The organism is Pseudoalteromonas sp. 2CM36K (assembly GCF_023161865.1).
GTDB lineage: Bacteria > Pseudomonadota > Gammaproteobacteria > Enterobacterales > Alteromonadaceae > Pseudoalteromonas > Pseudoalteromonas tetraodonis.
This window is the reverse complement of sequence record NZ_JALNTK010000019.1, coordinates 1-26,271: the sequence shown is the minus strand read 5'-3', so window position 1 is coordinate 26,271 and position 26,271 is coordinate 1. Positions and strand designations below refer to the sequence as shown.

The following is a 26,271-nucleotide window of genomic DNA, read 5'->3' as shown; positions in this document are numbered from 1 at the left end:
CGCTCCTACTGTGAGATTGGAAAATTAACCACTTGATTGCGGCCATGTTGTTTTGCTAGATAGAGTGCCTTATCGGCACGCTCAGTAAATGTTTCAGGGTTATGAACATCATCGGCAATATGAGTATAAACACCGGCACTAATGGTGTATTTAATCGTAGTACCTGCAACACTGACAGTGTTTTTTTCTACTGCGCACCGTATTTGCTCGGCAATAGTTAACGCACCTTGATTATTAGTATTGGGTAGCAGGACGACAAATTCTTCACCACCATAACGCGCCACTTCATCAAGGGGACGTTTTAATTGTTGTTTAATAACATCACAGACTGCTCGAATTACCTGATCGCCGGTTAAGTGGCCATAGGTATCGTTGATTTCTTTAAACTTATCTATATCAAGCATAATGATGCTCAAGGGTATTTGCTCACGGCGTGAACGGCGAATTTCCATGATTATTTTTTTATCAAAGAAGCGCCTGTTTTTTACCCCTGTTAGAGCATCTTCCATATTGAGTTGTTCAAGCTCACGGTTCTTATCTTCAAGTTCCCTAAGCGTGACTTGTAACTCAAAGGTGCGCTCATCAACTTGGTTTTCAAGTTCATGACGAGTGCGATCTTGTAATTCAATTCGTTCATTTAACAACGCGTCTTGCGCTGCACTTTTTGCAATCAATGCCTGTTGTGTTGTGACTTGCTCATCACGTTGTAATATAAATAATTTTATGACGGTGTAGCTTAAACAAAATGAGCAGCTTAAAGAGGCCGCGAAGGTGAGTATTAAGCTGGATCTAGTGACGGTATACAGGCCTGTTAACGCAACGGAAAAATGAATGACTACAATTAAAAAGAACCCGAGTGCCATTAATAGAGATTTATTGGGGCTCGTGGGGTTTTTTCGTAAGTAAAATAATGTTGTGACAACATGATAACTTAAAATGACAGGAATGCTTAAAATAGCAAACAAAGCCACGCTTGGAGTAGGCAGCAACCCTATAAGTACAATAACCAATGCATATAAGGTGGTAATTATTGTTTGCCCTTTAACTAAGTTGGATTTAATGGGTATGCAAACATGGCGCTGTAAAGGAAGAAACAACACCGTAATCAGCATTAGCAAAATAGGCAGCATTAATTGCTGTAAGGCAGCTATGCTTGGGGGGGCATAACGAAACCCAAATCCGCCTAAATATGCTAAAAATAGGCTAAGCATCAGTGTAATCACACCGGCATAGGCAAAATAATGTTTACGTGAAAAAGCAAATAAAACCAAGCTACTGATAGCCAAAGAAAAAATAAATCCAATCAGTAATCCATAGTGCAAGTTAAGCATACTTTTATGGGCTAATAATGCATCTTGTTGCCATAAGGTGAGGGGGACGCGAAGCCCGATTCCTGCATTATTATTAACGTTAAGATAAACGGTGGTTTCGCTGTTAGCGGGAAGTGTTAATTTAACCAACAAAGACTCACTTTTAATCGCTCTATCAGATAAAGGAAGAGCATCACCAAAATATTCCGATTTTAGTTGCTTCTCACCCATAAAGTGGTACAGGTATACATTGTTTAGAAGTGGGTTATCTAACGATAAAATTGGCTCTGTTGGCTTATTAAGATAATTATTTAGTTGAAATTGAATCCACACAGGGCGAGTTTCAAGACCTAAATTAAGCGGTTTATTATTAAGTGACTGCCATTGTTGTAAGTTGCTTTGTTGTGCATCTTCTAGTGAGTTGGGGGTAAACGAATAATGAATCGACTCTATTTTTTTTGAGCTAAATTCGCTATTTATATCAATTGCAGTTGCAGGGAAACAGGATGTAAAAAACACCAAAATGAATGCCAGCAAGGTGCTGTAGATGCGCATTATTTTTTCTCTAATCCAAATAAGCGATTAAAGTTTTCACGAGTATGTTTTGCCACTTCAGATGCTGGAATGTCGTAAAGCTGAGCAAGCGTGTCACACACATAATGCAGCAATGCTGGCTCGTTTCGTCTTGATTTTGGCTTTGGTTTAACAATACGAGGAATTAAAAATGGCGAATCGGTTTCTATTAATAAACGTTCAATAGGAATACTCGGTATAAGTTGCTGTAACTCCTCGCCACGTCGTTCGTCACATACCCAGCCGGTAATACCAATATAAAGTCCTAAACTTAAGTAACCTGAGAGTGCTTGCGCATTGCCTGTAAAGCAGTGCAGTACACCGCGAACAGTAAATTCTTTTAAAATAGTGAGCATATCCTCACTGGCATCACGTTCATGCAAATAAACAGGCAAGTTGAGTTTTTCAGCTAATGCGAGCTGACGACGCAAAACAGCACGTTGTATATCTCTAGGGGAAAAGTCGCGATTGTAATCTAGTCCGCATTCACCTATGGCAATAACATGCTCATTTTGAGCGAGCTGAGTAAGTTGTTGCTCAAGCTCAGGGGTTGCTGTTTTAGCGTCATGAGGGTGAATACCAGCGGTAGCATATTGATTATAGTGCGCAGCAAGTGCTAATGATTCTTCACTGGAGGTTATATCACAGCCAATAATCAGCATCCTGTTTACGCCCGCATCTTTTGCTCTGGCGAGCACCTCTTGATGCTGACCATCAAATTGATGATTAGTTAAATTTACGCCAGCATCAATTAACGTGTATTGCATTACTGAGTACGTTTTACACGAATTGAACGGTTTTGATCTGCTTTTTTAAGTAAAAAAGAGTTAAATACGCCACGGCTAATGATAACAGTATCACCTTCGTCTAATTTTAAGCTATCTGAGCCAATTTGACGCCATTGCTGGTTATTTTCTAAGGTAATGATTAGCTCACCATAAGGTGCTTTTTTAACAGATGAAATCATTGATGTAATAGACTCTTCACCATTTTCAGCAATTTCTTTATGCTCTAAACCAAACTCTTTTGTTTTAGTGGCCACAGGCGCTGTTGCAGCGAGAGCCTCAGCTTTTACATTTGTTTGTGCCGATTTGCTTAGCTGGCTTTGCGCTGGTTGTGTTAATGACTTTCCGGCAATGGTGTTGTCGTAGCAGAGTAAACGATTAAAGTCGTTTTCAATAAAACTACAGGCTTGCAAAGCTTGCTCATTAATAGGAGTAGCGGCTAAAACCGGTACGCTGACTAAAGCGAGTATAGAAAGTAAATACTTGTTCATATTATTCCTTAGATTCTTGTTGTGGTTTTGCGGTATAAAATTTAGCTAAAATTAAACCAAGCTCAAATAAAAGCAGCATAGGTAGTGCCAATAGGGTTTGTGAAAGCACATCAGGAGGCGTTAAAAACATTGCCACTACAAATACGCCAACCACTATATAGGGACGCTTTTCTTTTAGACTTTGTGTGGTTGTTGCACCGCTCCAGCAGAGCAACATAATTGCAACTGGGATTTCAAATGCGATCCCAAAAGCAAAAAACAGCTTGAGCACAAAACCTAAATAACTACTTATATCGGGCGCAAGTGTCATCATTTGCGGCCCTACACTAGTGAAAAACCCTAAAATTATAGGTAGCACCACAAAATAACAAAAAGCAATGCCACTATAAAATAAGATAATACTGGAAGCCAATATGGGCATCAGCATTTTTTTTTCATGTTGATATAAACCCGGGGCTATAAACCCCCAAATTTGATGCAAAATCCAAGGAATGGCAGCAAATAAAGCAACAAACAACGTCAGCTTAAAAGGGGCAAAAAACGGTGCAGTAACATCCGTTGCAATCATAGTGGCTGTACTAGGTAAATGAGCAACTAACGGAGCGGCTACAAAGGTATAAATATCGTTTGCAAAGTAAATTAAGCCAATAAAAATCACTAAAATACTCAATAACGATTTAATTAGCCGGTCACGCAATTCAATTAAATGAGCGACAAACCCTGATTTTACTTCCTCAGTCATTGTGTTTTATACCGTGTATTAAGTGCATGAAAAAAAGAGAGTGTTATGTTCACTTTGAGTCATCTGTTTGTTGGCTATTTGATGCTGGCGTTTGACTTTTTTTATAGCTACGGGTGACTGATTGCGCCGCTTGTTGTAGCTCAGAAACAGAATTTTGTAGGTCAGGACTTAAATCTTTAAGACCTTGTTGCTCTGCTTTTTTTAGATTTTCGTGTAGCTCATGCACACGAAGCTCCTCACTCACCTCCGCTTTTACGGAATTGGCCATTGCTTTTGCTGTTTTAACCCAACGGCTCACAGTTCTAATAGCGACAGGTAAACGCTCAGGACCAAGCACCACCAAACCGACAATAAATACAACAACAAGCTCCCACATTCCCATGCTGGTTAAACCTTGTCGTTGTCTTTAGTTTTGCTAGTTGTACTTGAATCGATAGGTGTTGATTCTGCTGATTTTTCAATGTGTTCTGTTTTATTTTCGCTGGCTTGTTTTTCAGCGCTTTGCTCATCCGACATCGCTTTTTTAAAACCTTTAACTGCACCGCCTAAATCACCACCGATACCGCGTAGCTTTTTGGTACCAAATAAAAGTACAATGATTGCAAGTACAATTAATAGCTGCCAAATACTAATACCACCAAACCCCATGGTTTTCTCCTGCTTTTAAAGCCGTTAATATTAAGATTAAATGCTGATTATACGCCCACAGCGGTAAATAGCACTTAGTTTATGCGCGGCGCCAAGCCGCTATAAAGCCAACTACAGCACAGCCTAAGACAACGCCAGCAGCCATTAAGTTGTATTGTAAATAAAATAATGCTGAAACAATCATCGCTGCACCACTAAAAAGTCCTAAAACCAAGGGCTTATGTGAAACCGTTGATGTTGGAGGTTGTGCGTGCGGTGCTCGTTTTAAATTTTGATAAATTAAATCAGGCAACTCAGGCATTTTTTCTGCCCAAAACGGCAAGTTTGCATACATTTGCTTTAGTACAGAAAGCGGGCCAACCTGTTGTTTTACCCAGTCTTCTAAAAACGGTTTTGCGGTTTTCCACAAATCTAGTTGTGGATAAAGCTGGCGACCTAAGCCTTCAACATACAACAAGGTTTTTTGTAATAATACGAGTTGTGGTTGAACCTGCATATTAAAACGACGTGCAGTATTAAATAAATTAACCAGTACATGGCCAAATGATATTTCAGCCAGTGGTTTATTAAAAATGGGCTCGCAAACGGTACGAATGGCAAATTCAAACTCTTCAATGCTGGTATCGGGCGGCACCCACCCTGAATCAACATGTAGCTGAGCTACTTGGCGGTAGTCACGATTAAAAAAGGCAATAAAGTTTTCAGCTAAATAGCGTTTATCTTCTTTGTTAAGTGTTCCCACAATACCACAATCTATACCAATATATTTAGGATTGTGCGGGTTTTCGCGCGACACAAAAATATTGCCAGGGTGCATATCTGCATGAAAAAAACTATCGCGGAATACTTGAGTAAAAAACACTTCCACTCCGCGCTCTGCTAATAACTTCATATTGGTATTTTGTGCCATGAGCGCCTCAGTATCCGAAACAGGAATACCGTAAATTCGCTCCATAACTAATACATTATTGCGGCTGTAATCACTATATACAGTGGGGATATAAAGAGATTCTGAACCTTCGAAGTTACGCTTTAATTGAATGCCGTTAGCACCCTCACGCATTAAGTCGAGCTCATCGAGCAATGTTTTTTTATACTCTTTAACCACTTCCACAGGGCGTAATCGCTTGGCTTCGTTAATTAATTTACCGACAACCTTAGCTAATTTTTCCATTAGTGCTAAGTCAGCGTTGATTTGTTGCTCAATATTAGGGCGAATAACTTTAATAACAACATCTTGCGATTCGCCCTGCGCGTCAACGAGGGTGGCAGTATGCACTTGAGCAATTGAGGCCGATGCCAAGGGGGTTTGTGAAAACTCGCTAAATAGCTGGCTAATATCATCTATTTCTAATGCTTTTTCGATGATCTTTTGCGCTAATTCACCTTCAAAAGGTTCTACCTGATCTTGTAAAAATGCTAACTCTAGCGCGATATCGTGGGGTAACAAGTCACGACGGGTTGAAAGCATTTGGCCAAATTTTATCCACACCGGGCCAAGTTGTTGCAGTGCTAATCGAAGTCTTAAGCCAGGTGGTTTATCTTTGTGTTGGTTGCGCAACCAAAACAAACTTCCTCGTGCAAGTTTAGCAAACCAAGGTGCTTTGTGTTTTGGAATAAGCTCATCGAGTCCGTAGCTAAGCAGAGTTTTAGTTATGTAATACAGTCGGGCAGTTGACACAAAAAATCCTTAGCGCGTTAAAGAGCTTTAATTAAGGCGTTAATACGTTGCTCAATGGCGGCAACTTGGCCTTTTAGTGCTCTATTTTGTTGTTTAAATTGCGCAAGCTCTAATGGATGAATGGTGATTGCCAATTCATCTTGGCACACACTAATAAAAGTACTGTCTAGCTGAGACTTTGCTTTTTTACCTTGCTGCTTAAGCGACTGCAAATGTAAATAAAGTTGTTGTGCAGGCGCGTCGCCAATATGCTTTGCTAGTTGCTCTGGCCAATCAATGTCTACACTTGAAAAGGCGGAACTATAATTTTGAGCTATATTTAAATCGCCTTCTAAATCAAGTTTATTTTGGCGAATAAGTTGAGTCAGCATGGCAGGGTTTTTCAGTGCTAACAATGTATCTATGGTGGCACTGATCATACAATCAGCGTCAGCATGTTCTAATGCAGTGTAAAGATGTAGCTGCTGATTGGCATAGGTAATGACTATTTTTTGCTGCCAGTCTCTAACTTCAACCAATAAACGCTGATGCTCTACTACATTTAGTTTATCGTGTAAGCTCGGGTCGAGTTTAAGCGCTTGATTTAGTATTTGTTCAATAAGCGAAAGCACAAAACTCGGTAGCATAAAAAAACTGCTTGTAGCCGGTTGTTCTTTATTGTTTTCTTCAAGCGCCATAAATTACTAACCTTAGTATTTAAATCCACGATGAAGCGCAACAATGCCACCTGTTAGATTTTGATAAGTCGTTTGCTCAAATCCCGCTTCGACCATCATCGATTTAAGCGTTTCTTGATCTGGATGCATACGAATTGACTCGGCTAAGTATTGGTACGATTCACTGTCGTTAGCAACTAGCTTACCCATAGTAGGTAAAATGTTGAAAGAGTAAAAATCATACGCTTTGCTGAGAAGCTCTTGCTCTGGTTTCGAAAACTCAAGAATGAGTAAACGACCACCTGGCTTTAAAATACGGTACATAGAGCGCAACGCTTTATTTTGGTCGGTAACATTACGTAAGCCAAAAGCAATCGTAATTAAATCAAAACTATTATCAGGAAAAGGTAATGCTTCAGCATTCATTTGCACATAATTAATGTTACCGACAAGGCCTAAGTTATGCAGCTTTTCGCGGCCAACCTTTAGCATTGAAGAGTTTATATCACCTAAAACAACCTGGCCGGTATCGCCAACAAGTTGACTAAACTTTGCGGTTAAATCGCCAGTACCACCGGCTAAGTCTAATACATGATGGCCTTTACGAATGCCTGAACTAGCGATTGTTTGACGTTTCCATAAGCGATGAATACCAAAAGACATGAGATCATTCATAACATCGTATTTTGTCGCAACAGAATGAAACACATCAGCAACCATAGAAGCTTTTTCGGTTTCGGCAACAGTTTTATAGCCAAAATGCGTGGTCTTTTCAGGGTTCTCGTTCATGATTAATCTCTATCGTGGTAATAAAGACTAGTGTACTTGATTGTGCACCAAGGGTGCAATTTGAATATGATTTATCAGCTAATTTATTGTGTGAACAGTGTAATTGGCTATTGAGATGTGCGTGATTTAAAGGCTGCGTTTGAGGCACTTTTAACAAGTTGGTTAAAGTCGCCTTGTTGCTCCGTAATCCCTAGAGAGAGAGAAATGGGAGGGAGTTTTAGATCGCTTTTTGAACTTATAAAGCGTAGTTTTTCAACTCCGCTTATCACTTTTTGTGCAATAAGGTTAGCGGTTTCGGGTTCTATGTTAGCAAGTAAAACGATGAATTGATCTTTTGCAGAGCGTCCAGCTAAGCCACTTTGCGAAACATATTTTTGCACTTGCTTAGCCACTTTATTTAAAATCACTTCGCCAATGGCATCGCCAAAATTATTAATAAAATGCTCTAAATTATCAATTTGAATGGCAATAGCTGAGATTGATTTGTCTTGTTTTAACCATAACTGTGTTTGTTTGGTTAAATAATGGCGTTTGTATAAGCCAGTTTGTGGGTCAATCACATGTTGTTTGCGTAGGGTATTAAGTTGTTTTTTAGTTGCTTCGTGTAGTTTTTTGGCCTGACTTAGTTGGTGTTTAAATTGAGCTTGTTGCGTTAATAAAAGCTGAGTTTGTTCATTAAGCCTTTCTAAAGCAATACGGCTGTTGGCAATATTATTTTCATCTAGAGAGTGCATACAGTCATTAACATGACCTGCAAAGTCGTTTAGCTTTTTTTCGGTCTGTTGAGCATTTTGCGATAGTGAATTGATCACGCCATTGACGTTTTCAATCATGGCTACTTCGGTTTTATGCCCTTGATTTAAATATTCAAAATAGAGTTGTTCAATAAACAGCTCATCAATATTTTGATGGGCATCTATGGCATCATCAATAGCATTGTTAAGCGCAAAATGGATTTTACTAGTGTATGTATACACAACTTGAAAATTTAAGGGGGTAGGAGGCAAAACATGATGCTCTAAAAACATACATACTTTTGTCATTTTTTCTTGTGCTATAGCCATGGAGTCATGGAACATCATTTGCAATTACCAACCAAATACGCATAAATGCTGATTTATAAAACTCGTCCAATAAGGCAATTTGCTTCCAAGCGCAGATACAATAATCATTATATCTGTGATTTAAAAGTAAAATGAGTCGTAGTTGGCTAAAATGGCGCTATAAATTCAATAACCGTTGCTTTTTTGAGCAATTACTCTAATTGTTAAGTATTAACTTAAGTTAATACAATATCTCACGGGCGTATATTTTGCGCAGTTGGTCGTATATCTATTTGCTATTTATCTAGGCTACGATAGGTTTATCACATCTGTAATCTTACTAAGATCAATCACTATGAATTTATCTCTTTCAAAACAAATGCGTCTTTCCTTATTAAGTGTCACCTTAGTGTGCTCATTAAGCGCGTGTCAGCTCACCGCAATTAACGCCGATCAGCAATTTACGCAAACGGCTGAAAATATCGTACAGCACCGCCAAAATGTAAGCCCGTATAGTAACCCCGAAGGCGTTGATGGCTACTTATTACCTAATTTGTCAGCTGAATTTTTAGCACAGCAATATCAAAAAAACACGCAGTTATTAGCAGATTTAGATGCCATAGATGTAAGTAAGCTCAGTGATGAAAACCAAATTAACTACAGTATTATTCGAGCGCAAGTGCAAAATAGTGTTGATGAATATGTATTTAATACGCACTACATGCCTTTAACGTCAGAATATGGCTTTCATTCAAGCTTATCGTTTATTGTTAATAGCTCTGATTATAAAACCGCACAAGATTATCAACACTATTTAAAGCGATTAAAGCAAGTTCCGCGCTTTTTTGAGCAAAATATAGGTTGGATGCGCAAAGGATTAGAGGTTGGTTTAACTCAACCCAAAGCGGTGTTAATTGGTTATCAAGACTCGATTACTGCTTACATTGTTGATGACGTCACACAATCTGAATTTTATAAGCCTTTTTTAAACAATACCGCGGGTTTAAGTGATAGTGAATTTGCAGATTTGCAACAACAAGCTAAAGCTATTATTAGCAGTCAAGTTATTAATGCCTACAAAGACTACTTAACTTTTTTTAATAACGAATACTTACCAGGCGCACGTAGTGATATTGGTATTTCGTCAACACCGAATGGTGAGGCCTTTTATGCAAATCGTGCTAAATATTACACCACCACACAAATGACCCCAAAAGAAATACATGAGCTGGGTTTAGCGGAGGTTGCGCGCATTCGTAGTGAAATGGAAGCGGTTATTAAAGAAGTCGGTTTTAAAGGCACATTTGCAGAATTTATCCACTTTTTACGAACAGATCCGCAGTTTTACGCCACAACGCCTGAGCAATTATTAAAAGAGGCCGCGTATATTGCAAAAAAAATGGATGCACAGTTACCTAAATTATTTCATACCTTACCGCGTAAACCTTATGGCGTAGCGCCGGTGCCTGCCAATATTGCTCCTAAGTACACTACTGGGCGCTATTCGGGTTCGAGCCGTGATGATCAAGCCGGCTTTTATTGGGTGAATACCTACGCTTTAGATAAACGACCACTCTATGCTTTAGAAGCATTAACTTTGCACGAAGCTGTTCCGGGTCATCATTTACAAATATCACTCAATGCAGAACTTGAAAGCTTACCTAGCTATCGCCGTGATGCGTATTTATCAGCGTTTGGTGAGGGCTGGGGACTGTATTCAGAGTACTTAGGCGTTGAAGCGGGTTTTTATCAAGACCCGTACAGCAACTTTGGTCGTTTAACCTACGAAATGTGGCGTGCTGCACGTTTAGTGGTTGATACGGGGATGCACATGTACGGCTGGAGTCGTGAGCGTGCAATGAACTTTATGGCCGATAATACTGCGCTTTCATTACACAATGTAAAAACAGAAACCGATCGTTATATTTCATGGCCTGCACAAGCGTTGTCATACAAAATTGGTGAGTTAACAATTAAACGTCTGCGTGCAGAGGCCGAGCAAGTATTAGGTCAGCAGTTTGATATTCGTGAGTTTCATCATCAAATATTGCGCCATGGTTCAGTGCCTTTATCGCTGCTTGAGCAGCAAATACGTTTATATATACAAGAAGAATTAGCAAAAACAGATAGCTAATAGCGTATTATTTTGAAACTATAAAAGCGTGGTGTTATTTAATGACATCACGCTTTTTAGCATTTAAGGATAAGTAATGAGTCAATTTATAATGTTTAGTATCGATGTGTTTGCCAGCTTATTTATTGTTGTATTTGGATTGCTGGTTATATTAATTGCTATTTTTTATGTTCGAGATATTACCCAAACAAAGCATGCTATTAGGCGTAATTATCCGGTAATTGGACGTTTTCGCTACTTTTTTGAACGCCAAGGTGAGTTTTTTCGTCAGTATTTTTTTGCTCTCGACCGTGAAGAAATGCCCTTTAATCGCGCCGAACGCAGTTGGGTATATCGGGCTGCTAAAGATGTTGATCATACGGCTGCTTTTGGTTCAACCCAAAGCTTAGAAACGACAGGCACCGTAATGTTTATGAACTGCGCATTTCCTACCTTAGATGAAGAAGCCTTAGCGCCTAGCAACGTAACGCTTGGGCCTTATTGTAAATTTCCTTACACCACAAATTCGTTATTTAATATATCGGGCATGAGCTTTGGTGCGCTATCTAGCCCTGCTGTTCGTGCACTCTCAAAGGGAGCAAAATTAGCCGGTTGTTGGATGAACACGGGGGAAGGCGGACTTAGTCCGTATCACTTAGAAGGTGGTGCCGATATCGTGTTTCAAATTGGTACGGCTAAATATGGTGTACGCGACGAGCAGGGAAATTTAAGTACAGAAAAGCTAAAAGCCGTTGCTGCACACCCAACAGTTAAAATGTTTGAACTGAAAATGAGCCAAGGTGCCAAGCCAGGCAAAGGCGGCATGTTACCTGGGCGAAAAGTGAATGCTGAAATTGCCAAAATAAGAGGCATACCCGAAGGGCAGGATTCTATTAGCCCAAATGGGCACCCAGAAATAAAAAATCCAAACGATATTCTAGACATGCTTACCACCATCAGGACTACAACCGGTAAACCGACAGGTTTTAAAGCGGTTATTGGTGAGCATACTTGGTTAGAAAGTTTATTTGCCGAGATTAATCATCGTGGTATTGAGTCTGCACCCGACTTTATTACTATTGATAGTGCGGATGGCGGTACAGGCGCAGCACCACAATCTTTATTAGATTCTGTGGGGTTACCGCTTAAAGAAAGCCTTCCTTTAGTTATACAGCTATTAAAGAAACATGGTCTTAGAGAGCGAGTTAAAATTATTGTTTCGGGTAAGTTAATTGTTCCTTCCAAAGTCGCATGGGCACTAGCACTAGGAGCCGACTTTGTGGTTTCTGCGCGAGGGCATATGTTTGCACTAGGCTGCATTCAGGCTATGCAATGTAATAAAGATACCTGCCCAACAGGAATTACTACGCATAATGAACGTTTGCAACGTGGTTTAAATGTTGAAGATAAAGCGCAGCGGGTCGCAAATTATAATAAATACATTCATTACGGTGCAGGGCTTATTGCACATTCTTGTGGCGTTACCAGTGCTCGCGAATTAAAACGCAAACATGTGCGTATTGTGCAAGAAAGCGGCCTTTCTGAGCCGCTAGATAAAATGTACGAGCATTATCATTAAATACTTGCTTGTTAATTATTGATGATGAAGTGTATTGCTCGCTTGAATGCCGGTGATTTTTAATCGCTCTAATTCGCAGCTAAACAAAAACTCTAGTGCTTCTAGGTGGCGACGCACTTCAGCAATATTTTTGCCAACTGCATATAAGCCATGACCGCGAATTAATACACCAAATTTAATCGGTGAGTGCAAATGGTGATCGCTGACTAATAAGCTCAAACGATCAATATCTTGGTCGTTATCAAAAATAGGAATGCTTAAGGTTTCTAAATGTGAGGTAAAACCACTGAGCGCTTTTTGCATTTCGTAACCGCTTAAATCAAGCTGATGAGCTTGCGTTACTTGTGAAAGCACCGTTGCTGCAACAGATTGAGTATGCAATACACATTGCGCCTCAGGAATTAACTGATACAAACTTAAATGTAATTTCGCTTCGCTTGATAACGCCTGAGGAGTATTTAAGTTTTGCTGGTCTAACTGTAAAAAATGCTCATGGGTAAGTTGGGCCTTATCGCAGCCATTAGTCGTTATAACAAAGCCATTTTGGGTGCGAGCTGATAAACTTCCACCCGAGGCAGGAACCCAACCTTGTTGGCTAATCCATTTTGCGGCTTCTATAAGGTTTGAAATAGCGGTATGGTTGTTTTGCATATTTTCCTCACAAATAACAATTAAAGTACAGTTTAGACGGCTAAACTTCCGTTTTTAATCATAGCACTGCTCTGTACACAAAACCATCATCAGGAGACTTCGTGTTTGACAGTAAACTCCCCAATTTAGGTATTAGTATATTTAGTCAAATGAGTGGCTTGGCTAATAAGTTTTCGGCAATTAATCTTTCGCAAGGTTTTCCTGAGTTTGATACCCCTGAATATTTAAAAGCGCAGTTAAGCCAGTATGTAACGCAAGGGGTTAATCAATACTCGCCTTCCAGCGGTGTACCTAAACTGCAGCAGCAAATTGCAGCATTAGTTCAGCGCAAATACAAAGCGCAAATTGATGGAACAAGCCAAGTAACTATAACTTCAGGAGCAACTGAAGCACTATTTGTAGCGATTCAAACAATCGTGCGCGCGGGTGATGAAGTTATTATATTTGATCCTGCTTACGACTCATATCAGCCCGCTATTGAACTGGCAGGCGGCAAGTCAGTGCATGTTGCGTTAGTCGCCCCAGATTACGCCATAAATTGGCAAATGGTAAATCAAGCTATCACAGTAAATACTCGTGCAATTATTATTAATACTCCGCATAACCCAAGCGGTAAAGTATTAAAGCAGCAAGATATCAACGAACTAAAAAAGCTAGTGAGTGCTCACAATTTATATGTCATAAGTGATGAGGTTTATGAGCATATAACGTTTGATCAACAACCACACTTAAGTGCACTAGGTGACGAGGAACTACTGGCAAAAAGCTTTGTTATTTCAAGCTTTGGTAAAACCTTTCATAGCACCGGTTGGAAAATGGGCTACTGTATTGCGCCTACTGATTTATGCGAAGAATTTCGAAAGATTCATCAGTATGTTACTTTTTCAAGCTTTACGCCTGCACAACATGCATTAGCCGATATGTTAGAACAGCAAGGTGAGCATGTGGATGCGCTAAGTGAGTTTTATCAACAAAAACGCGATGTGCTCAGTAATGCTCTACAAGATAGCCGCTTTAGCATTTTACCAAGTGAAGGCACCTACTTTTTACTGCTTGATTACAGTGATGTATCTGACTTAAATGACGTAGAATTTTGCCAATGGTTAGCAGAACAAGCTGGCGTTGCAGCCATTCCACTGAGCGTGTTTTATCAGCAACCAAATAACGATAAAGTTATTCGTTTATGTTTTGCTAAAAATGATCAAACCTTAATAGAGGCGGCACATATTTTATGTCAACTTTAACCTTAGCATTATTACAAAGCTCGCTGCATTGGCTCGATAAAAAAGCCAATTTAGCGATGTTTGAAAAACAGCTTGCTAACATCACCAATCAACCTGATTTAATTGTACTTCCTGAAACCTTTGCCACTGGATTTGCGGTTAACCTTGACTGTGGCGAAGCTGAAAATGGCTCAGTACTGAGTTGGCTCAAGGCACAGGCGAAGCACTATAATGCGGTAATTGCAGGCTCAGTATTGGTAACCCAAGGAAGTAAAAAAGCGAATCGGTTTTACTGGGTACAACCAAATGGAGAAGTGAGCTATTACGATAAACGGCACTTATTTTGTTTAGGTAACGAAGGCGAGTTTGTAGTGGCAGGACAAACGCGTGAAGTGTTTGAACTCAATGGGTTTAAAATATTGCCACAAGTATGCTACGACCTACGTTTTCCGGTGTTTCAGCGCAATAACAATGACTACGATGTGATGATAAATATTGCCAATTGGCCAGCGGCAAGGCGCAATGTGTGGGATACCTTGCTAATGGCACGAGCAATGGAAAACCTATGCTACGTGGTTGGCGTAAACCGGGTTGGTGAAGATGGCAATGGTATTGCTCACAGTGGTGGAACTGCAGTGTATGACTTTAAAGGTGAGCCACTGATTAAAGCGAATGACGACCAGCAAGCACTACTAACAATCACGTTAAATAAAGCGCCGCTTGATGAGTTTAGAGCTAAATTTCCGGCACATTTAGATGCTGATGCTTTTACATTGGTATAAATTAGCGCCCAGCCGATAAAGTGCTAAAATAGCCGCTGATATTTTTATTGGCGGCTTTATGAATACAACCCTTATTACACCGGTAATTTTAGCTGGCGGTATTGGCACACGGCTTTGGCCGCTGTCGCGCCAAGCAATGCCAAAGCAGTTTTTATCTTTGCTTGATAATAAAAACCAGCAGTCGTTATTGCAAAGTACGTTAGTGCGTGTTGCAACTGAGGGCTTTAATCCCGCTATTTTGGTCTGTAATGAGCAGCATCGATTTATTGCCGCGCAGCAGGCTGCATTTGCAAAGCCCCATGCCATAGTACTTGAGCCAGAAGGCAAAAATACCGCACCAGCCATTGCCCTTGCCGCGCACTATGCATTAAAAAATAATATTACTGGTCCCTTGTTGGTGATGCCTGCCGATCATTATATTGAAGATTTTACGCCATTAACTGCTCAGTTATCTGATGCGGTGACACTGGCTGAGCAAGGTAAATTAGTTACATTTTCAATTACGCCAACAGAGCCGCATACCGGTTATGGCTATATCAAACAGGGCGCAGCAATTACAGGTACTGCTTGCTTTGAGGTAGATCAGTTTAAAGAAAAGCCTGATTTAGCAACTGCATCAAGCTACTTAACTGAGGGCGGTTATAGTTGGAACAGTGGCATGTTTTTATTTACTCCCGCTGCATATCTAAAAGAGCTGGAACGCTTTGCGCCAAAAATAGCTAAAAGTGTTGCTAGTGCCATTGATTTTAAACAAGACTTAGCGTTTACAAGAGCAAATACTCATGCACTTGAATCTTGCCCAAGTGACTCGATTGACTACGCTATTTTAGAGCGCAGTAATAATGTGGTGGTAATGCCCGTTGCGTTAAAGTGGAGCGATGTGGGTAGTTTTTCTGCACTCGCAGCGTTGAGTAAAAAAGAGCCACAGGGGAATAGCCCACATCAAGAACATATCGCCCAAAACAGTAGTAACAACTTAGTTATTAGCGAAGATAGACACACAATAGCGACGTTAGGAGTAAGCGATTTAGCAATTATTCATACCCACGACGCCACTTTAATTGCTGATCAAAATGCGTTTGATGCCCTCCCGTTATTGCTCAAGCAACTGGCATCAACACATAACAACAAACTGACACACCATCAGGTGGTTTACCGCCCTTGGGGAAATTATCGTACGCTGGTAGAAAGTATCGGTTTTAAAGTAAAAAAAATAACCGTTAATAGTGGGGCTAGGCTCTCAACGCAGCGTCATCAGCATCGCGCTGAGCATTGGGTTGTGGTGTCGGGCACTGCAGATATATGTATTGATCAGCAAAGCTTAACGCTGACCCACGACCAATCTTGTTATATTGCAGCAAAACAGCTGCACAGTTTAGCGAATAATCAGCCCGAGCCCTTAGTTGTTATTGAAGTGCAAACGGGTGCCATTTTAGATGAAAGCGATATAGAGCGATTTGACGATATATACGGCAGAAAATAACAGTATAAATAGTGAAAATACTTGATTATTTGTCACTGTAGTAAAACTTGATAGCCTGTAGCCGTTTTACCCTAGTCCTTGCCGCACATACTTCAAATACGCTTCTAAACTGTGTTGCCACAGTGTGCTGGCTTCATTTAACGAGTTATTTAATGGTTTTTTACCTAGTAAGCGTCGCTCAATTTTTTTTAGAGCTAGTCCATAGCTATTAAAGCCAAGTTGCATTGCGGTGCTGGCTTGGCGATGTAATAACTTAATGCATTGCTCGGGGTCTTGCTCTAATAAAGCTTGGCAACGGCTCAGCTTATTACGAGCAGAAAGAATAAATTCATTATAGATAGAAGACACTTCATCAATACTAAAAGAGCTTGTCAGGGTGTCTGTTGCGGTTTCATCGTATAACGTATCAATCAGCTCGATGGCAATATTAGCTGTTTGTGTTGACTGTGAATCACTCAATGCTTGGCGTAGTTTCTCTTGCTTTAATGGCTTGCCAACAATGTCTTTAATACCCAGTGCTAAGTATTCTTTTATTTCATCAGGGCTCAAACTGGCAGTAAAGGCCAGCACCGGCGTTCGCTGATTTTTATGCTCCACCCGTTTGAGTGTTTTTAGTACCTGTTGCCCTGTTAAATCGGGTAGGTTCATATCAAGTAGCACCACATCAAAGTGGTATTTTTTCATCAACTCAATCGCACTTTTGCCATCTTTAGCGAGCTTAATTTTATGCTCGTCGTCTGCCATAAATTCAACGGCAATTTTTTGGTTCAGATCTAAATCTTCAACAAGTAATACATCGAGTCCGGTTAAATAGTCTTTACTTTGATGGCGTTGCTCGACGAGACTAAGCTCACCAATGGCTAACGTCATGTTAAAGCTAAATACACTACCTACTCCCAGCTCACTGGTAATTTCTAGCTGGCTATTAATTTTATCGAGAAGGCGACTAGTTATAGCAAGTCCGAGGCCTGTTCCGCCTTTTTCTTTACCGGCACTGCTTTGAATGTAGGGCTCAGTTAAATAATCAATTTCATCTTTTTCAATACCGGGGCCTGAATCGAGTACACTTACTTTAAGAGTGTGATCTAGCTGGGTTTCATTAACTAAATCTATTTGTACTTTTACCATACCGTTATCGGTAAATTTAATCGCATTACCTACAAGGTTAATAATAATTTGTCTGAGTTTTTGTTGGTCGCAGTAGTAACAGGCTTTATCGGGGATATTACAGGCAAGCTCAAATTTAAGTTGTTTTTGTTCGGCCAGAGGGCTTAACAGCAAACATAAGTTTTGCAGCCATGTTTTAAACTCTATGTCTTCTTCGTATAGGGCTTCGTCGTGCTGATCTAAGCTTGCGTATTCCAGCACTTTATCTACCAGTAAGTTGAGTGACTCTGCTGAATTGATAATTGCCTCACAATAGGCTTTATTGCGGCTGTCGCTGGTTTGATTTAATATCAGTTGTGCACTGCCTAATATGCCGTTTAGTGGTGTGCGTATTTCATGGCTGATGGTGGATAAAAACAGTCCGCGAATTTCTAAATCTTTATGAGCTTTTTCGGTGAGCTTATTAAGTCGTAATTCCCTGCGTTCATTACATAACAACGCCATACCTGCAGCATAAAACATGGGGGCAATAACACTGTTTAAAAATAACAGTGAGTTAAACCATGAATTTAAAATGGCATCCTGTTGTGCAATGTCATCCATAAATAGGCTTCGGGTAATAAAACTTGCTGCAACTAAAGTTAAAATAATTATGTAAACAATGCTGGCGTTAGGGTAGGGTTTTCGCGCATATTTTATAAATATAAATAATAAAAAAGTGGCCTCTACAATATGCTGCAAATCAGAAATATATACCCGCGAGCGCATTGAAGGCTGTAAAAATGTGAAATAAACAAGCAGCAAAGCGCTGAGCGCTGTAAATAGGCAAACAAACTTAAGGCCACGACCACGATAATTTAAAAATTGACTCAGTGACAAACAATGCACAATAGAAGCTAAAAACATCATGCTATTAGCAAGGGTAATGGCAATCTGATCAGGGATTTTGCCTATTAGTGCAAAACTAACAATGGCAGTTAATAGCAGTAAAGGATAGAAAATATAAAGTAACGTGCCGGGGACATGCTTATTGGTACGCCAGGTTAAAAAGTTCAGTAGCGTCATCACTGTTATAACGGCGATACTGGCAAAATAAAGCGTAAATGAGTCGAGCATTAAGACCCCAACAGCGTTTTTTAAAGAAGATATAAAAACAGGCACTTAAAGTGCCTGTATGGTATTTATTCAAACAAACGTTAACGAATTTCGTCAGGAATGTTTTGTTGTGCCCAAGAAAGTAATTCAATACGGTTACGGCATTTAGTTTTTCTAAATGCACTGTATAAATGAGTTTTAACCGTATGCGGGCTAATACTTAACTCTTCAGCAATTTCTTTATTTTTAGAACCATTACTCATTAACGATATAATTGCTTTTTCACGCTTCGTCAGCTTTATTGGTTCAATATCACCATCAGTTAGCTTATGCAGGGCGTCTTTATTAAATTGCAGCATGCGGTTAAGTGCATTACACATAATGTCACGACGATACCAAAGCTGATCTTCGAGTAATAAACGAATCCCTTTCATGAGTACATCGGCATTATCTGTGGTGTAAAATACACCACGAATACCGCTGAGTAGTGCGCGATTAGCAAGCTCTGGGTTTTCATCTAAATTAAACAACACAATATCGCACTTGATGCGTAAGTTAACGAGTTGCTCTTTTAGCTTTGTCCATGCGTCTTTACTTGATGTTTCAATGAACAATAAGCGAGTACCTACCGGAACATCTAAAATATTTGTACCCGTAGTAACGTCAAGGCCTTGTGTTTTTAACAATGGCTCTAAAACGTTAATACCAATAGTGTTAATTGGTTCTTCATCTAACAACAAAAAGGCTGAACTGCTCATGTTTTTTTTACTCTTTTATAAAGCTGGCTAATTAATTTTACCACAATCCCTACACACCTTTTGTATTAGAGAATCGTTATTTCACTGGAGAAAAGGTGCGATTTCCGATTATTTAAACATAAAATGTTGCAAATAAGTAATTGTTTTTTTTCGTGTAGTAAGAAAAACGCCGTATTTTTGATTTTTTTAAACTAATCTAAGATTTAACTAAGCACTATAGCGCCGTTTTTTTAGTTTCTTGGTATGGAGGCCAGCCCATTTCTTTACCTGCGAGCATATGTAAATGTATGTGATACACAGTTTGGCCACCATGTTCATTACAGTTCATCACAACGCGGTAGCCGTCATCGCTAAAGTTGTGTTGCTTGGCCAGTTTTGCGGCGACCGTGTATAAATTACCAACTAAATGTGAGTTTTCATTATTTATATCATTTATAGTGGCAATTGGTTGCTTGGGAATAATTAATACATGAAATGGCGCTTGAGGATTAATGTCTTTAAACGCTAGCGTGTCATCGTCTTCGTAAATAATATCGGCTGGAATTTCGCGATTAATAATTTTAGTAAAAATAGTCTCTTGGCTCATAATGATGACTCTAATTTATTTGATTAATATATGTGTCACTAATGACAAATTTTGCTAGCAGTGTCAAACTGAAATCAACTAAAGGAGTAATTATGCGTAAATCAATATTATTAGGCAGTGTAGCGGCGCTCTTACTGAGTGCATCGAGTTTGGCAGAAAATATTCACTTTCCTGAGGAATTTGTTCCTTTGCAAGTGGGTGACCGAATAATTGAAAGTTCGCTTTTTAGTCGTGTTGATGATGTTGAATTAGCACCGGGTACTTATCAGCTAAAACTTAAATACACAGATTTATATGACTTAGGTTATGACGATCATGAAGTGATTGAATCAGAACCTTTTTGGGTGAATGTAACCATTGAAGCGGGTAAAGATTACACCTTAGTATTTAATCGTGCTGAAAATGCGGTAGCGGCAAAAGTATTTGCTGAAGCACCGCAAGTGAGTTTAAAAGCAAAAGGCAGCACCTTAGCTAAGCCATTAAATATTATTGCCGAACGACAAGTTCAAAGCGCACAGTTTAACCAGCAAACAACAGCAACCCCAGCGGGCCCGCAAAAACCGAGTCGTCCCATTAAACCGATTACGCCAATTAATGGAAAAGGCATGCCAAGTGCGGCAAATATGCTCGACTTTTGGTGGCAACAAGCAACGCTCGCTGAAAGGCAGGCTTTTTTAGATAAAGTAACAAAATAATTAAGCATTAAAAAAGGGCCAAATTGGCCCTTTTTAGTTTATTGGTAACGCTATTATTTATTCAAATAACGCGTCAATGGTACCTTGTGCAAGTGGGTGATAACCTGGACGTGCTTTTAAGTACACGCTTTGTGCCCAGTCTTTTTTACCATGTGTAATAAGTGCTTTGTAAAGTGGCACTATTAGCTTACGACGACCAATACCCGATAAGTGTTTATCTAGCGCAGGGTAAATCGGTTGGTAACCATTACCTACTGCTAGCATATACCATGCAAATGCGCGTTCTGCGTTAGTTGATTGGGTTAAGTTAAACTCGCCGTCTAATTCAGTCATTTTTTCAATGCTTAAATCGCGCGGTAGGTTATTTAAAAAGTGCAGCCACTCATGCACTGTCCAATTTGCAGTAGGTAATTGTGCGGCAGTTGTATCCCCCTTTAACCATGCTTGTGTTGCAGCATCTACTTTATCGAACGCATCAGAGGTAGGGTTAGGTGCATCACTTGGTAAACCAGGCTCAAAAATCCACTCGTTTACTTTATCCATGCTCACTACACCAGGGTACTTTTCAATTAAGTTAGCTTTGATGTAAGTCACAAATTGCGCAGTGGTTAGTGACTTAAACGCAAATTCATTAAAGTAAGTTTTAACAAAGTCATCAAACTTATTACGGCCATATTTTTCTTCTAGGTAGATTAAAAATAGCTGACCCTTTGTGTAAGGCACTGAGCTAAACGCATCATCTGGATCGCGGCCATTAAGTTTTAAATTAAGGCGAGTGTCTGGTGCATCAATGGTTTTAAGTTGTGCACGCAGGCCAGCTGCATCAAGCGCTTGCTCCATTACTGCACGGTCGCGACCAAATACTTCTTCCATAATGCGGTTTTCAACATAAGAGGTAAATCCTTCGTTTAACCATAAGTCTTCCCATGTGGCATTGGTTACTAAGTTACCAGACCAAGAGTGAGCAAGCTCATGTGCAATCAGGTTAACGAGGCTTTTATCGCCAGCAACAACGGTTGGGGTAATAAATGATAGACGCGGGTTTTCCATGCCACCAAATGGGAAGCTAGGCGGTAGCATAAGTAAGTCATAGCGACCCCAAGCATATTCACCATACATCGCATTGGTTTTGTCGATCATCGCTTGGGTGTCATTAAATTCAGCAACTGAGGCATCCAAAATAGTCGGTTCAGCAAAAATACCGGTTTGTTTAGACATCGCTTTAAATTCTAAGTTACCAGCACCAATCGCAATTAAGTAAGGCGAAATTGCTTGTGGCATATTGAAGTGGTAATCACCGTCTTTATAAAGGGCATCTTTATTATCGGCACTCATTACCGCACGCACATCTTCAGGGGTATGAATACGTGCAGAATAAGTCACACGCATTGCCGGTGTGTCTTGCACAGGGATCCAACTACGTGCATGTATCGCTTGCGATTGACTATACATAAACGGGTGCGTTTTACTGGCTGTTTGCTCTGGCGTTAACCACTGTAAGCCCGACGCTTCTGGGCGACTGTTGTAGTAAATACGGACTTTTTCAGCTTGGCTTTTAAATGTAATGGTTAGTTTTGAGCCTTTAACATCGTCGCGATTAGCAAGGTTAAAACTGGCTTTATGCCAATTGCCATTGGCTGTTTGATACATCACTTTATCAATATCAAGATCGCGGGTATCAAGTACTAGCTTTGTGCTTTTCGCGTTTTGCCATTGTAGCGTATGCTCAACAAAACCTTCTAATTGCTTGTCGGCAAAGTCGATGTCTAAATCAAGGTTTAAATGCGTGGTGATAACATCATCAAGGTTGGCGTAGGAATTTTGATCAATAGCGCTAGCCATTGCTTGCGAGCACATACCGGCCATAACGAGGCTTAAAAAAAGAGGTTTGATTTTCATAATTACCTTGAGTACAAATAAAAAAGTACCCGTTTTATAACATGATTGCCACAGTGGGTTGAACAATTTTTACAAGCTGATGCGCAATTTGCGACGATGAGTTAAACTAGAGCGATTAATTACTGGTACCTTTAGGACCCTTGTGGCGCACTCATTACAACCCCTACATACATTTGCATTAAGTAGCCAATGCCAAAATTTTATTGAGATCACCGACTCAGCGCAGCTTCAAACTCAGAGCTTTAACGCGCCTTTTTGTCTGTTAGGGGAGGGCAGTAATACCATTTTTTTAAATGATTATGCTGGCACGGTTATTAAAATGGCGACCCAAGGAATTAATATTACTGAGCGGGAAAATGATTTTTTAGTCAGTGCGGCTGCCGGTGAAAATTGGCATCAATTAGTGACTTACTTGCTTGAGCAAGGCATAGCAGGGTTTGAAAATTTAGCACTCATACCAGGCACTGTCGGTGCTGCGCCAGTGCAAAATATTGGTGCCTACGGTGTAGAGATTGCGCAATTTGTAGAAGCTATTGACTATTTTGATATTAATAGCAACTGCTTCAAATCTTTAACTAATAAGCAATGCCACTTTGCTTATCGTGAATCGGTTTTTAAACACGCGTTAAAAAATAAAGCGGTGATCACCCAAGTGCGCTTTAAACTGCCAAAAATATGGCAACCAGTACTCAGTTATGGACCGCTACAACAACTAAAAAACCCGACGCCACAGCAAGTATGTGAGCAGGTGATACAAACACGCAATAGCAAACTCCCAGACCCTTATAAACTAGCTAATGCTGGGAGTTTTTTTAAAAACCCAATTATTACCAATGCTGCGTTAGTGCCGTTACTTGCGCAGTTTCCTGAGTTACCTCATTACCCACACGGAGCCGGTCATCATAAAGTCGCAGCGGGGTGGTTAATAGAACAAGCGGGATTAAAGGGATATAAGATTGCCGGTATTGAAGTGCATCAGCAGCAAGCTTTGGTGCTCGTTAACCATGGTCACAGTACAGGGGATGATTTGATCAGCATGATCACCCATATTCAAAACACTGTTTTAGCGCGCTATAACATAAGCTTAGAACACGAAGTGCGGTTAATTGATCAACACAATGAATGCCATATCTCTTTGGAGCAATTAACATGAAAGCACCTGATGGAAACAAGCTGGCTATTTTAAATGAGCTTAATAAAGGCGGGTTTGTCTCTGGGCAAGCTTTAGGAGAGGAATTAGGAATTAGTCGTGCCGCTGTTAGTAAACACATTCAAAGCCTACAAGCTATGGGCTTAGATGTATTTAAAGTTACAGGTAAAGGCTATTGCTTAAATAACCAAGTAGGGTTACTTAATCAGGAAAAAATACAACAGCTTTATGCTGAGTTAGGGCAAAATACCGCTAATATTGAAGTGCAGCCGCTCATTGATTCAACCAACAGCGAACTAATGCGCCGCATTCAGGCTAAAACACCACTTCAGTCGGGCACGGTAATCGTTGCCGAAATGCAGCAAGCAGGGCGCGGGCGTCGAGGGCGTGTATGGCAATCGCCATTTGGTGCCAACTTATACTACAGCTATTTTTGGCGATTAGATGATGGTTTACAAGCCGCTATGGGTGTATCGATTGCTGTTGGTTTAGCGGTGTATGATGCGATAAAAGCACTTTATGGTATTGATGTAGAGTTAAAGTGGCCAAACGACATTTACATAAACAAACAAAAGCTCGCTGGCGTATTAGTTGAATTAGACGGGCAACCACAAGGGCCGTGTCAGTTGGTGATAGGAATTGGTATTAATTTAAATATGCCACAAAGTGCCAGTCAGCACATTGACCAAGCATGGACAGATTTAAGTCAGCACACTCAGCAGCTAGATAAAAATCAACTAGTAGCTTCATTAACTTATTGGTTAGAGCAGCGCTTAGCGCAATATCGCGAGAACGGCTTACAAACTATGTATCAACAATGGAATGCATTAAATGCGTTTGCAGGCGAGCAGGTAGAGCTTAATACTGGGCATCGTAGTTGGCGTGGCATTTGTGAAGGTATAGATGCGCACGGTGGTGTACGTATTCGCCAAGACGGCGAAGTAAAAAGTTATTATGGCGGCGAGATTTCATTAAGAAAGGCGCAAGCATGAGATTGTTAATTGATGTAGGTAATACTTCACTCAAAGCCGTATTGTGGGAAAACGGGCAAATACAGCCATGTGATATTAATAATATTTTATGGCAGCAAATTACGGTTGTTATTTACGCTTGTGTTGGTCGTAGCGAGTTACTTAAACAATTATTAGCGCAAGCCAAAACGCATAATATTGATTGTTTTGAGGCTACGGTTAGTAGTGAGCTTGGTGGGTTGCGCTGCGCGTATCAGCAAGTAGGTAATTTGGGTATAGATAGATGGTTGGCGCTTATTAGCGGTTATACGCTTTACCCTAATATGGCTGCTATTGTTGTTGATGCTGGCACGGCTACCACTATAGACGTTCTCAATAATGATGGGCAGCATCTAGGAGGCTGGATATTACCTGGGCTTGATTTAATGACCTCATCACTCACTCAAAATACTCAGCGGGTATTTGATGATGCAAACACGCCATTTGCTAATGAGCTTGGAAAAAACACCCCTAATGGGTTAAAAAACGGAGCCTTAGTGGCAACTATGGGTGCCATTGAGCAAGCAAGATTGCATTTAAAGACAAAAAATAGCCTTTTAATTTTTGCGGGTGGTTATGGTCAGCTGTTACAAGGGCATTTTTCACAGAGTATTTTCGACCCAATGCTAGTAATGAAAGGCTTAAATTACTGGTATGAGTTAGCTAAAAAGAGTTAAAAACAACAAAAAAACAGCTTTTTGCGCGAATAGTGAGCATTTGAAGCATTAAATCACATTTTTTTTAATTTTTTGGTTGCATCCCAATAAACCTTACTCTAGAATCTCGCCCCGTACTAAAGCAGTGCCGACTTAGCTCAGCTGGTAGAGCAACTGACTTGTAATCAGTAGGTCAACCGTTCGACTCGGTTAGTCGGCACCACTTTCCTTTTACCGGAAGTGCTTAGTAAAGAATTATCGTGGAGGGGTTCCCGAGCGGCCAAAGGGATCAGACTGTAAATCTGACGGCTCAGCCTTCGCTGGTTCGAATCCAGCTCCCTCCACCACTTTATTCTAGACGGTTAGAGGTAGTTTAAGAACAGGTTCCTTAAAGCGGGCATCGTATAATGGCTATTACCTCAGCCTTCCAAGCTGATGATGCGGGTTCGATTCCCGCTGCCCGCTCCAATTTGATGATGCTGATATAGCTCAGTTGGTAGAGCGCACCCTTGGTAAGGGTGAGGTCGGCAGTTCAAATCTGCCTATCAGCACCAGTCAATCGAATCGCCTTAAACACTTCCTTTATCTGTCAGAAAAAACTATTTGAAATTTGAAAAAATTAACTTAATCTACCTATGGTGGATTATTTTCATATGTAATCTAGATACACAAAACTGATAGGTTCCGTCATGGCAAAAGAAAAGTTTGAACGCGTAAAACCGCACGTAAACGTTGGTACAATTGGCCACGTTGACCACGGTAAAAC

Annotated in this window: 24 protein-coding genes, 4 tRNA genes and 1 pseudogene; 14 read left to right on the top strand and 15 right to left on the bottom strand. The window is 40.2% G+C overall.

The window, feature by feature from the left end; all coding sequences use genetic code 11:
- Positions 1–5: 5 nt before the first annotated feature.
- The 10 genes from MTN97_RS12675 to MTN97_RS12630 form a co-directional block, all read right to left on the bottom strand.
- The gene (locus tag MTN97_RS12675; protein WP_248474528.1) at positions 6–1,865 is read right to left on the bottom strand and encodes a diguanylate cyclase; all 1,860 of its coding nucleotides are present in this window, start codon (positions 1,863–1,865) and stop codon (positions 6–8) included.
- Positions 1,865–2,650: a TatD family hydrolase gene (locus MTN97_RS12670; RefSeq protein ID WP_069438906.1), complete on the bottom strand. Its 786-nt coding sequence runs from the start codon at positions 2,648–2,650 to the stop codon at positions 1,865–1,867. Before MTN97_RS12670 ends, MTN97_RS12675 begins: the two co-directional genes overlap by 1 nt.
- A complete protein-coding gene (locus MTN97_RS12665; protein WP_214552930.1) occupies positions 2,650–3,159 on the bottom strand; it encodes a hypothetical protein in 510 nt (169 codons plus the stop codon). The genes MTN97_RS12670 and MTN97_RS12665 overlap by 1 nt, the downstream gene beginning before the upstream one ends.
- Position 3,160: 1 nt before the next feature.
- Positions 3,161–3,901, bottom strand: a complete 741-nt coding sequence (gene tatC / locus MTN97_RS12660; protein WP_013466202.1) for a twin-arginine translocase subunit TatC — start codon at positions 3,899–3,901, stop codon at positions 3,161–3,163.
- Between the two features lie 49 nt (positions 3,902–3,950).
- Entirely contained in the window at positions 3,951–4,283 is a 333-nt protein-coding gene (gene tatB, locus MTN97_RS12655; protein ID WP_036980612.1) for a Sec-independent protein translocase protein TatB, read from the bottom strand.
- Between the two features lie 5 nt (positions 4,284–4,288).
- Entirely contained in the window at positions 4,289–4,549 is a 261-nt protein-coding gene (tatA, locus tag MTN97_RS12650) for a Sec-independent protein translocase subunit TatA (protein ID WP_013466200.1), read from the bottom strand.
- A 79-nt stretch (positions 4,550–4,628) separates the two neighbouring features.
- Positions 4,629–6,230, bottom strand: a complete 1,602-nt coding sequence (gene ubiB, locus MTN97_RS12645; protein WP_248474527.1) for a ubiquinone biosynthesis regulatory protein kinase UbiB — start codon at positions 6,228–6,230, stop codon at positions 4,629–4,631.
- Between the two features lie 17 nt (positions 6,231–6,247).
- On the bottom strand, positions 6,248–6,907 hold the full coding sequence (locus tag MTN97_RS12640; RefSeq protein ID WP_069438912.1) for an SCP2 domain-containing protein: 660 nt from the start codon (positions 6,905–6,907) through the stop codon (positions 6,248–6,250).
- Positions 6,908–6,919: 12 nt separating this feature from the next.
- Positions 6,920–7,675 (bottom strand): bifunctional demethylmenaquinone methyltransferase/2-methoxy-6-polyprenyl-1,4-benzoquinol methylase UbiE, encoded by a 756-nt coding sequence (ubiE, locus tag MTN97_RS12635; RefSeq protein ID WP_069438913.1) that lies wholly within the window; start codon positions 7,673–7,675, stop codon positions 6,920–6,922.
- 107 nt (positions 7,676–7,782) lie between these two features.
- Positions 7,783–8,739, bottom strand: a complete 957-nt coding sequence (locus MTN97_RS12630) for a diguanylate cyclase domain-containing protein (RefSeq protein ID WP_248474565.1) — start codon at positions 8,737–8,739, stop codon at positions 7,783–7,785.
- A gap of 334 nt (positions 8,740–9,073) precedes the next feature.
- Here MTN97_RS12630 and MTN97_RS12625 point away from each other — a divergent pair, with 334 nt between their 5' ends.
- A complete protein-coding gene (locus MTN97_RS12625; RefSeq protein WP_248474526.1) occupies positions 9,074–10,852 on the top strand; it encodes a DUF885 domain-containing protein in 1,779 nt (592 codons plus the stop codon).
- 76 nt (positions 10,853–10,928) lie between these two features.
- Entirely contained in the window at positions 10,929–12,410 is a 1,482-nt protein-coding gene (locus MTN97_RS12620; RefSeq protein WP_036980601.1) for an FMN-binding glutamate synthase family protein, read from the top strand.
- 15 nt (positions 12,411–12,425) lie between these two features.
- On the opposite strand, the gene MTN97_RS12615 is transcribed toward MTN97_RS12620, so the two are convergent.
- Positions 12,426–13,061, bottom strand: a complete 636-nt coding sequence (locus MTN97_RS12615) for a methylthioribulose 1-phosphate dehydratase (protein ID WP_036980600.1) — start codon at positions 13,059–13,061, stop codon at positions 12,426–12,428.
- Positions 13,062–13,162: 101 nt separating this feature from the next.
- Here MTN97_RS12615 and MTN97_RS12610 point away from each other — a divergent pair, with 101 nt between their 5' ends.
- Genes MTN97_RS12610 through MTN97_RS12600 form a run of 3 tightly spaced genes read left to right on the top strand, consistent with a single transcriptional unit; the run spans position 13,163 to position 16,549 of the window.
- Positions 13,163–14,305, top strand: coding sequence for a methionine aminotransferase (locus MTN97_RS12610; protein ID WP_248474525.1), 1,143 nt, complete (start codon positions 13,163–13,165; stop codon positions 14,303–14,305).
- Positions 14,293–15,066 carry an amidohydrolase gene (locus MTN97_RS12605; protein WP_013466188.1) on the top strand — a complete coding sequence of 258 codons (774 nt, stop codon included), beginning with the start codon at positions 14,293–14,295 and terminating at the stop codon, positions 15,064–15,066. Before MTN97_RS12610 ends, MTN97_RS12605 begins: the two co-directional genes overlap by 13 nt.
- Positions 15,067–15,124: 58 nt before the next feature.
- Positions 15,125–16,549, top strand: a complete 1,425-nt coding sequence (locus MTN97_RS12600; protein ID WP_248474524.1) for a mannose-1-phosphate guanylyltransferase/mannose-6-phosphate isomerase — start codon at positions 15,125–15,127, stop codon at positions 16,547–16,549.
- 66 nt (positions 16,550–16,615) lie between these two features.
- Here the strand turns inward: MTN97_RS12600 and MTN97_RS12595 are convergent, their stop codons facing one another.
- The 3 genes from MTN97_RS12595 to MTN97_RS12585 all read right to left on the bottom strand — a co-directional run bounded on the left by MTN97_RS12595 (position 16,616) and on the right by MTN97_RS12585 (position 20,095).
- A complete protein-coding gene (locus MTN97_RS12595) occupies positions 16,616–18,772 on the bottom strand; it encodes a response regulator (protein ID WP_248474523.1) in 2,157 nt (718 codons plus the stop codon).
- Between the two features lie 80 nt (positions 18,773–18,852).
- Positions 18,853–19,509: a helix-turn-helix transcriptional regulator gene (locus MTN97_RS12590; RefSeq protein ID WP_008108518.1), complete on the bottom strand. Its 657-nt coding sequence runs from the start codon at positions 19,507–19,509 to the stop codon at positions 18,853–18,855.
- A gap of 214 nt (positions 19,510–19,723) precedes the next feature.
- Positions 19,724–20,095 (bottom strand): histidine triad nucleotide-binding protein, encoded by a 372-nt coding sequence (locus MTN97_RS12585; protein ID WP_013466185.1) that lies wholly within the window; start codon positions 20,093–20,095, stop codon positions 19,724–19,726.
- Positions 20,096–20,187: 92 nt separating this feature from the next.
- On the opposite strand from MTN97_RS12585, the gene MTN97_RS12580 reads away from it, so the two are divergent.
- Positions 20,188–20,790, top strand: coding sequence for a DUF2057 domain-containing protein (locus tag MTN97_RS12580; RefSeq protein WP_069438917.1), 603 nt, complete (start codon positions 20,188–20,190; stop codon positions 20,788–20,790).
- A 57-nt stretch (positions 20,791–20,847) separates the two neighbouring features.
- Here the strand turns inward: MTN97_RS12580 and MTN97_RS12575 are convergent, their stop codons facing one another.
- On the bottom strand, positions 20,848–22,689 hold the full coding sequence (locus tag MTN97_RS12575) for a M1 family metallopeptidase (RefSeq protein ID WP_069438918.1): 1,842 nt from the start codon (positions 22,687–22,689) through the stop codon (positions 20,848–20,850).
- A gap of 142 nt (positions 22,690–22,831) precedes the next feature.
- Here MTN97_RS12575 and murB point away from each other — a divergent pair, with 142 nt between their 5' ends.
- From murB to MTN97_RS12535, 8 genes and pseudogenes are all read left to right on the top strand, one after another.
- Positions 22,832–23,842: a UDP-N-acetylmuramate dehydrogenase gene (gene murB / locus MTN97_RS12570; protein WP_069438919.1), complete on the top strand. Its 1,011-nt coding sequence runs from the start codon at positions 22,832–22,834 to the stop codon at positions 23,840–23,842.
- On the top strand, positions 23,839–24,831 hold the full coding sequence (gene birA, locus MTN97_RS12565) for a bifunctional biotin--[acetyl-CoA-carboxylase] ligase/biotin operon repressor BirA (RefSeq protein ID WP_138627676.1): 993 nt from the start codon (positions 23,839–23,841) through the stop codon (positions 24,829–24,831). Before murB ends, birA begins: the two co-directional genes overlap by 4 nt.
- Entirely contained in the window at positions 24,828–25,526 is a 699-nt protein-coding gene (locus MTN97_RS12560; RefSeq protein ID WP_069438921.1) for a type III pantothenate kinase, read from the top strand. The genes birA and MTN97_RS12560 overlap by 4 nt, the downstream gene beginning before the upstream one ends.
- 126 nt (positions 25,527–25,652) lie before the next feature.
- Positions 25,653–25,728 (top strand) — tRNA-Thr (locus MTN97_RS12555).
- A gap of 39 nt (positions 25,729–25,767) precedes the next feature.
- Positions 25,768–25,852: transfer RNA gene (locus MTN97_RS12550), tRNA-Tyr, on the top strand.
- Positions 25,853–25,898: 46 nt separating this feature from the next.
- Positions 25,899–25,973 (top strand) — tRNA-Gly (locus MTN97_RS12545).
- A 10-nt stretch (positions 25,974–25,983) separates the two neighbouring features.
- Positions 25,984–26,059, top strand: a tRNA-Thr gene (locus tag MTN97_RS12540).
- 135 nt (positions 26,060–26,194) lie between these two features.
- Positions 26,195–26,271 (top strand): annotated as a pseudogene (locus tag MTN97_RS12535) (elongation factor Tu); the annotation flags it as partial.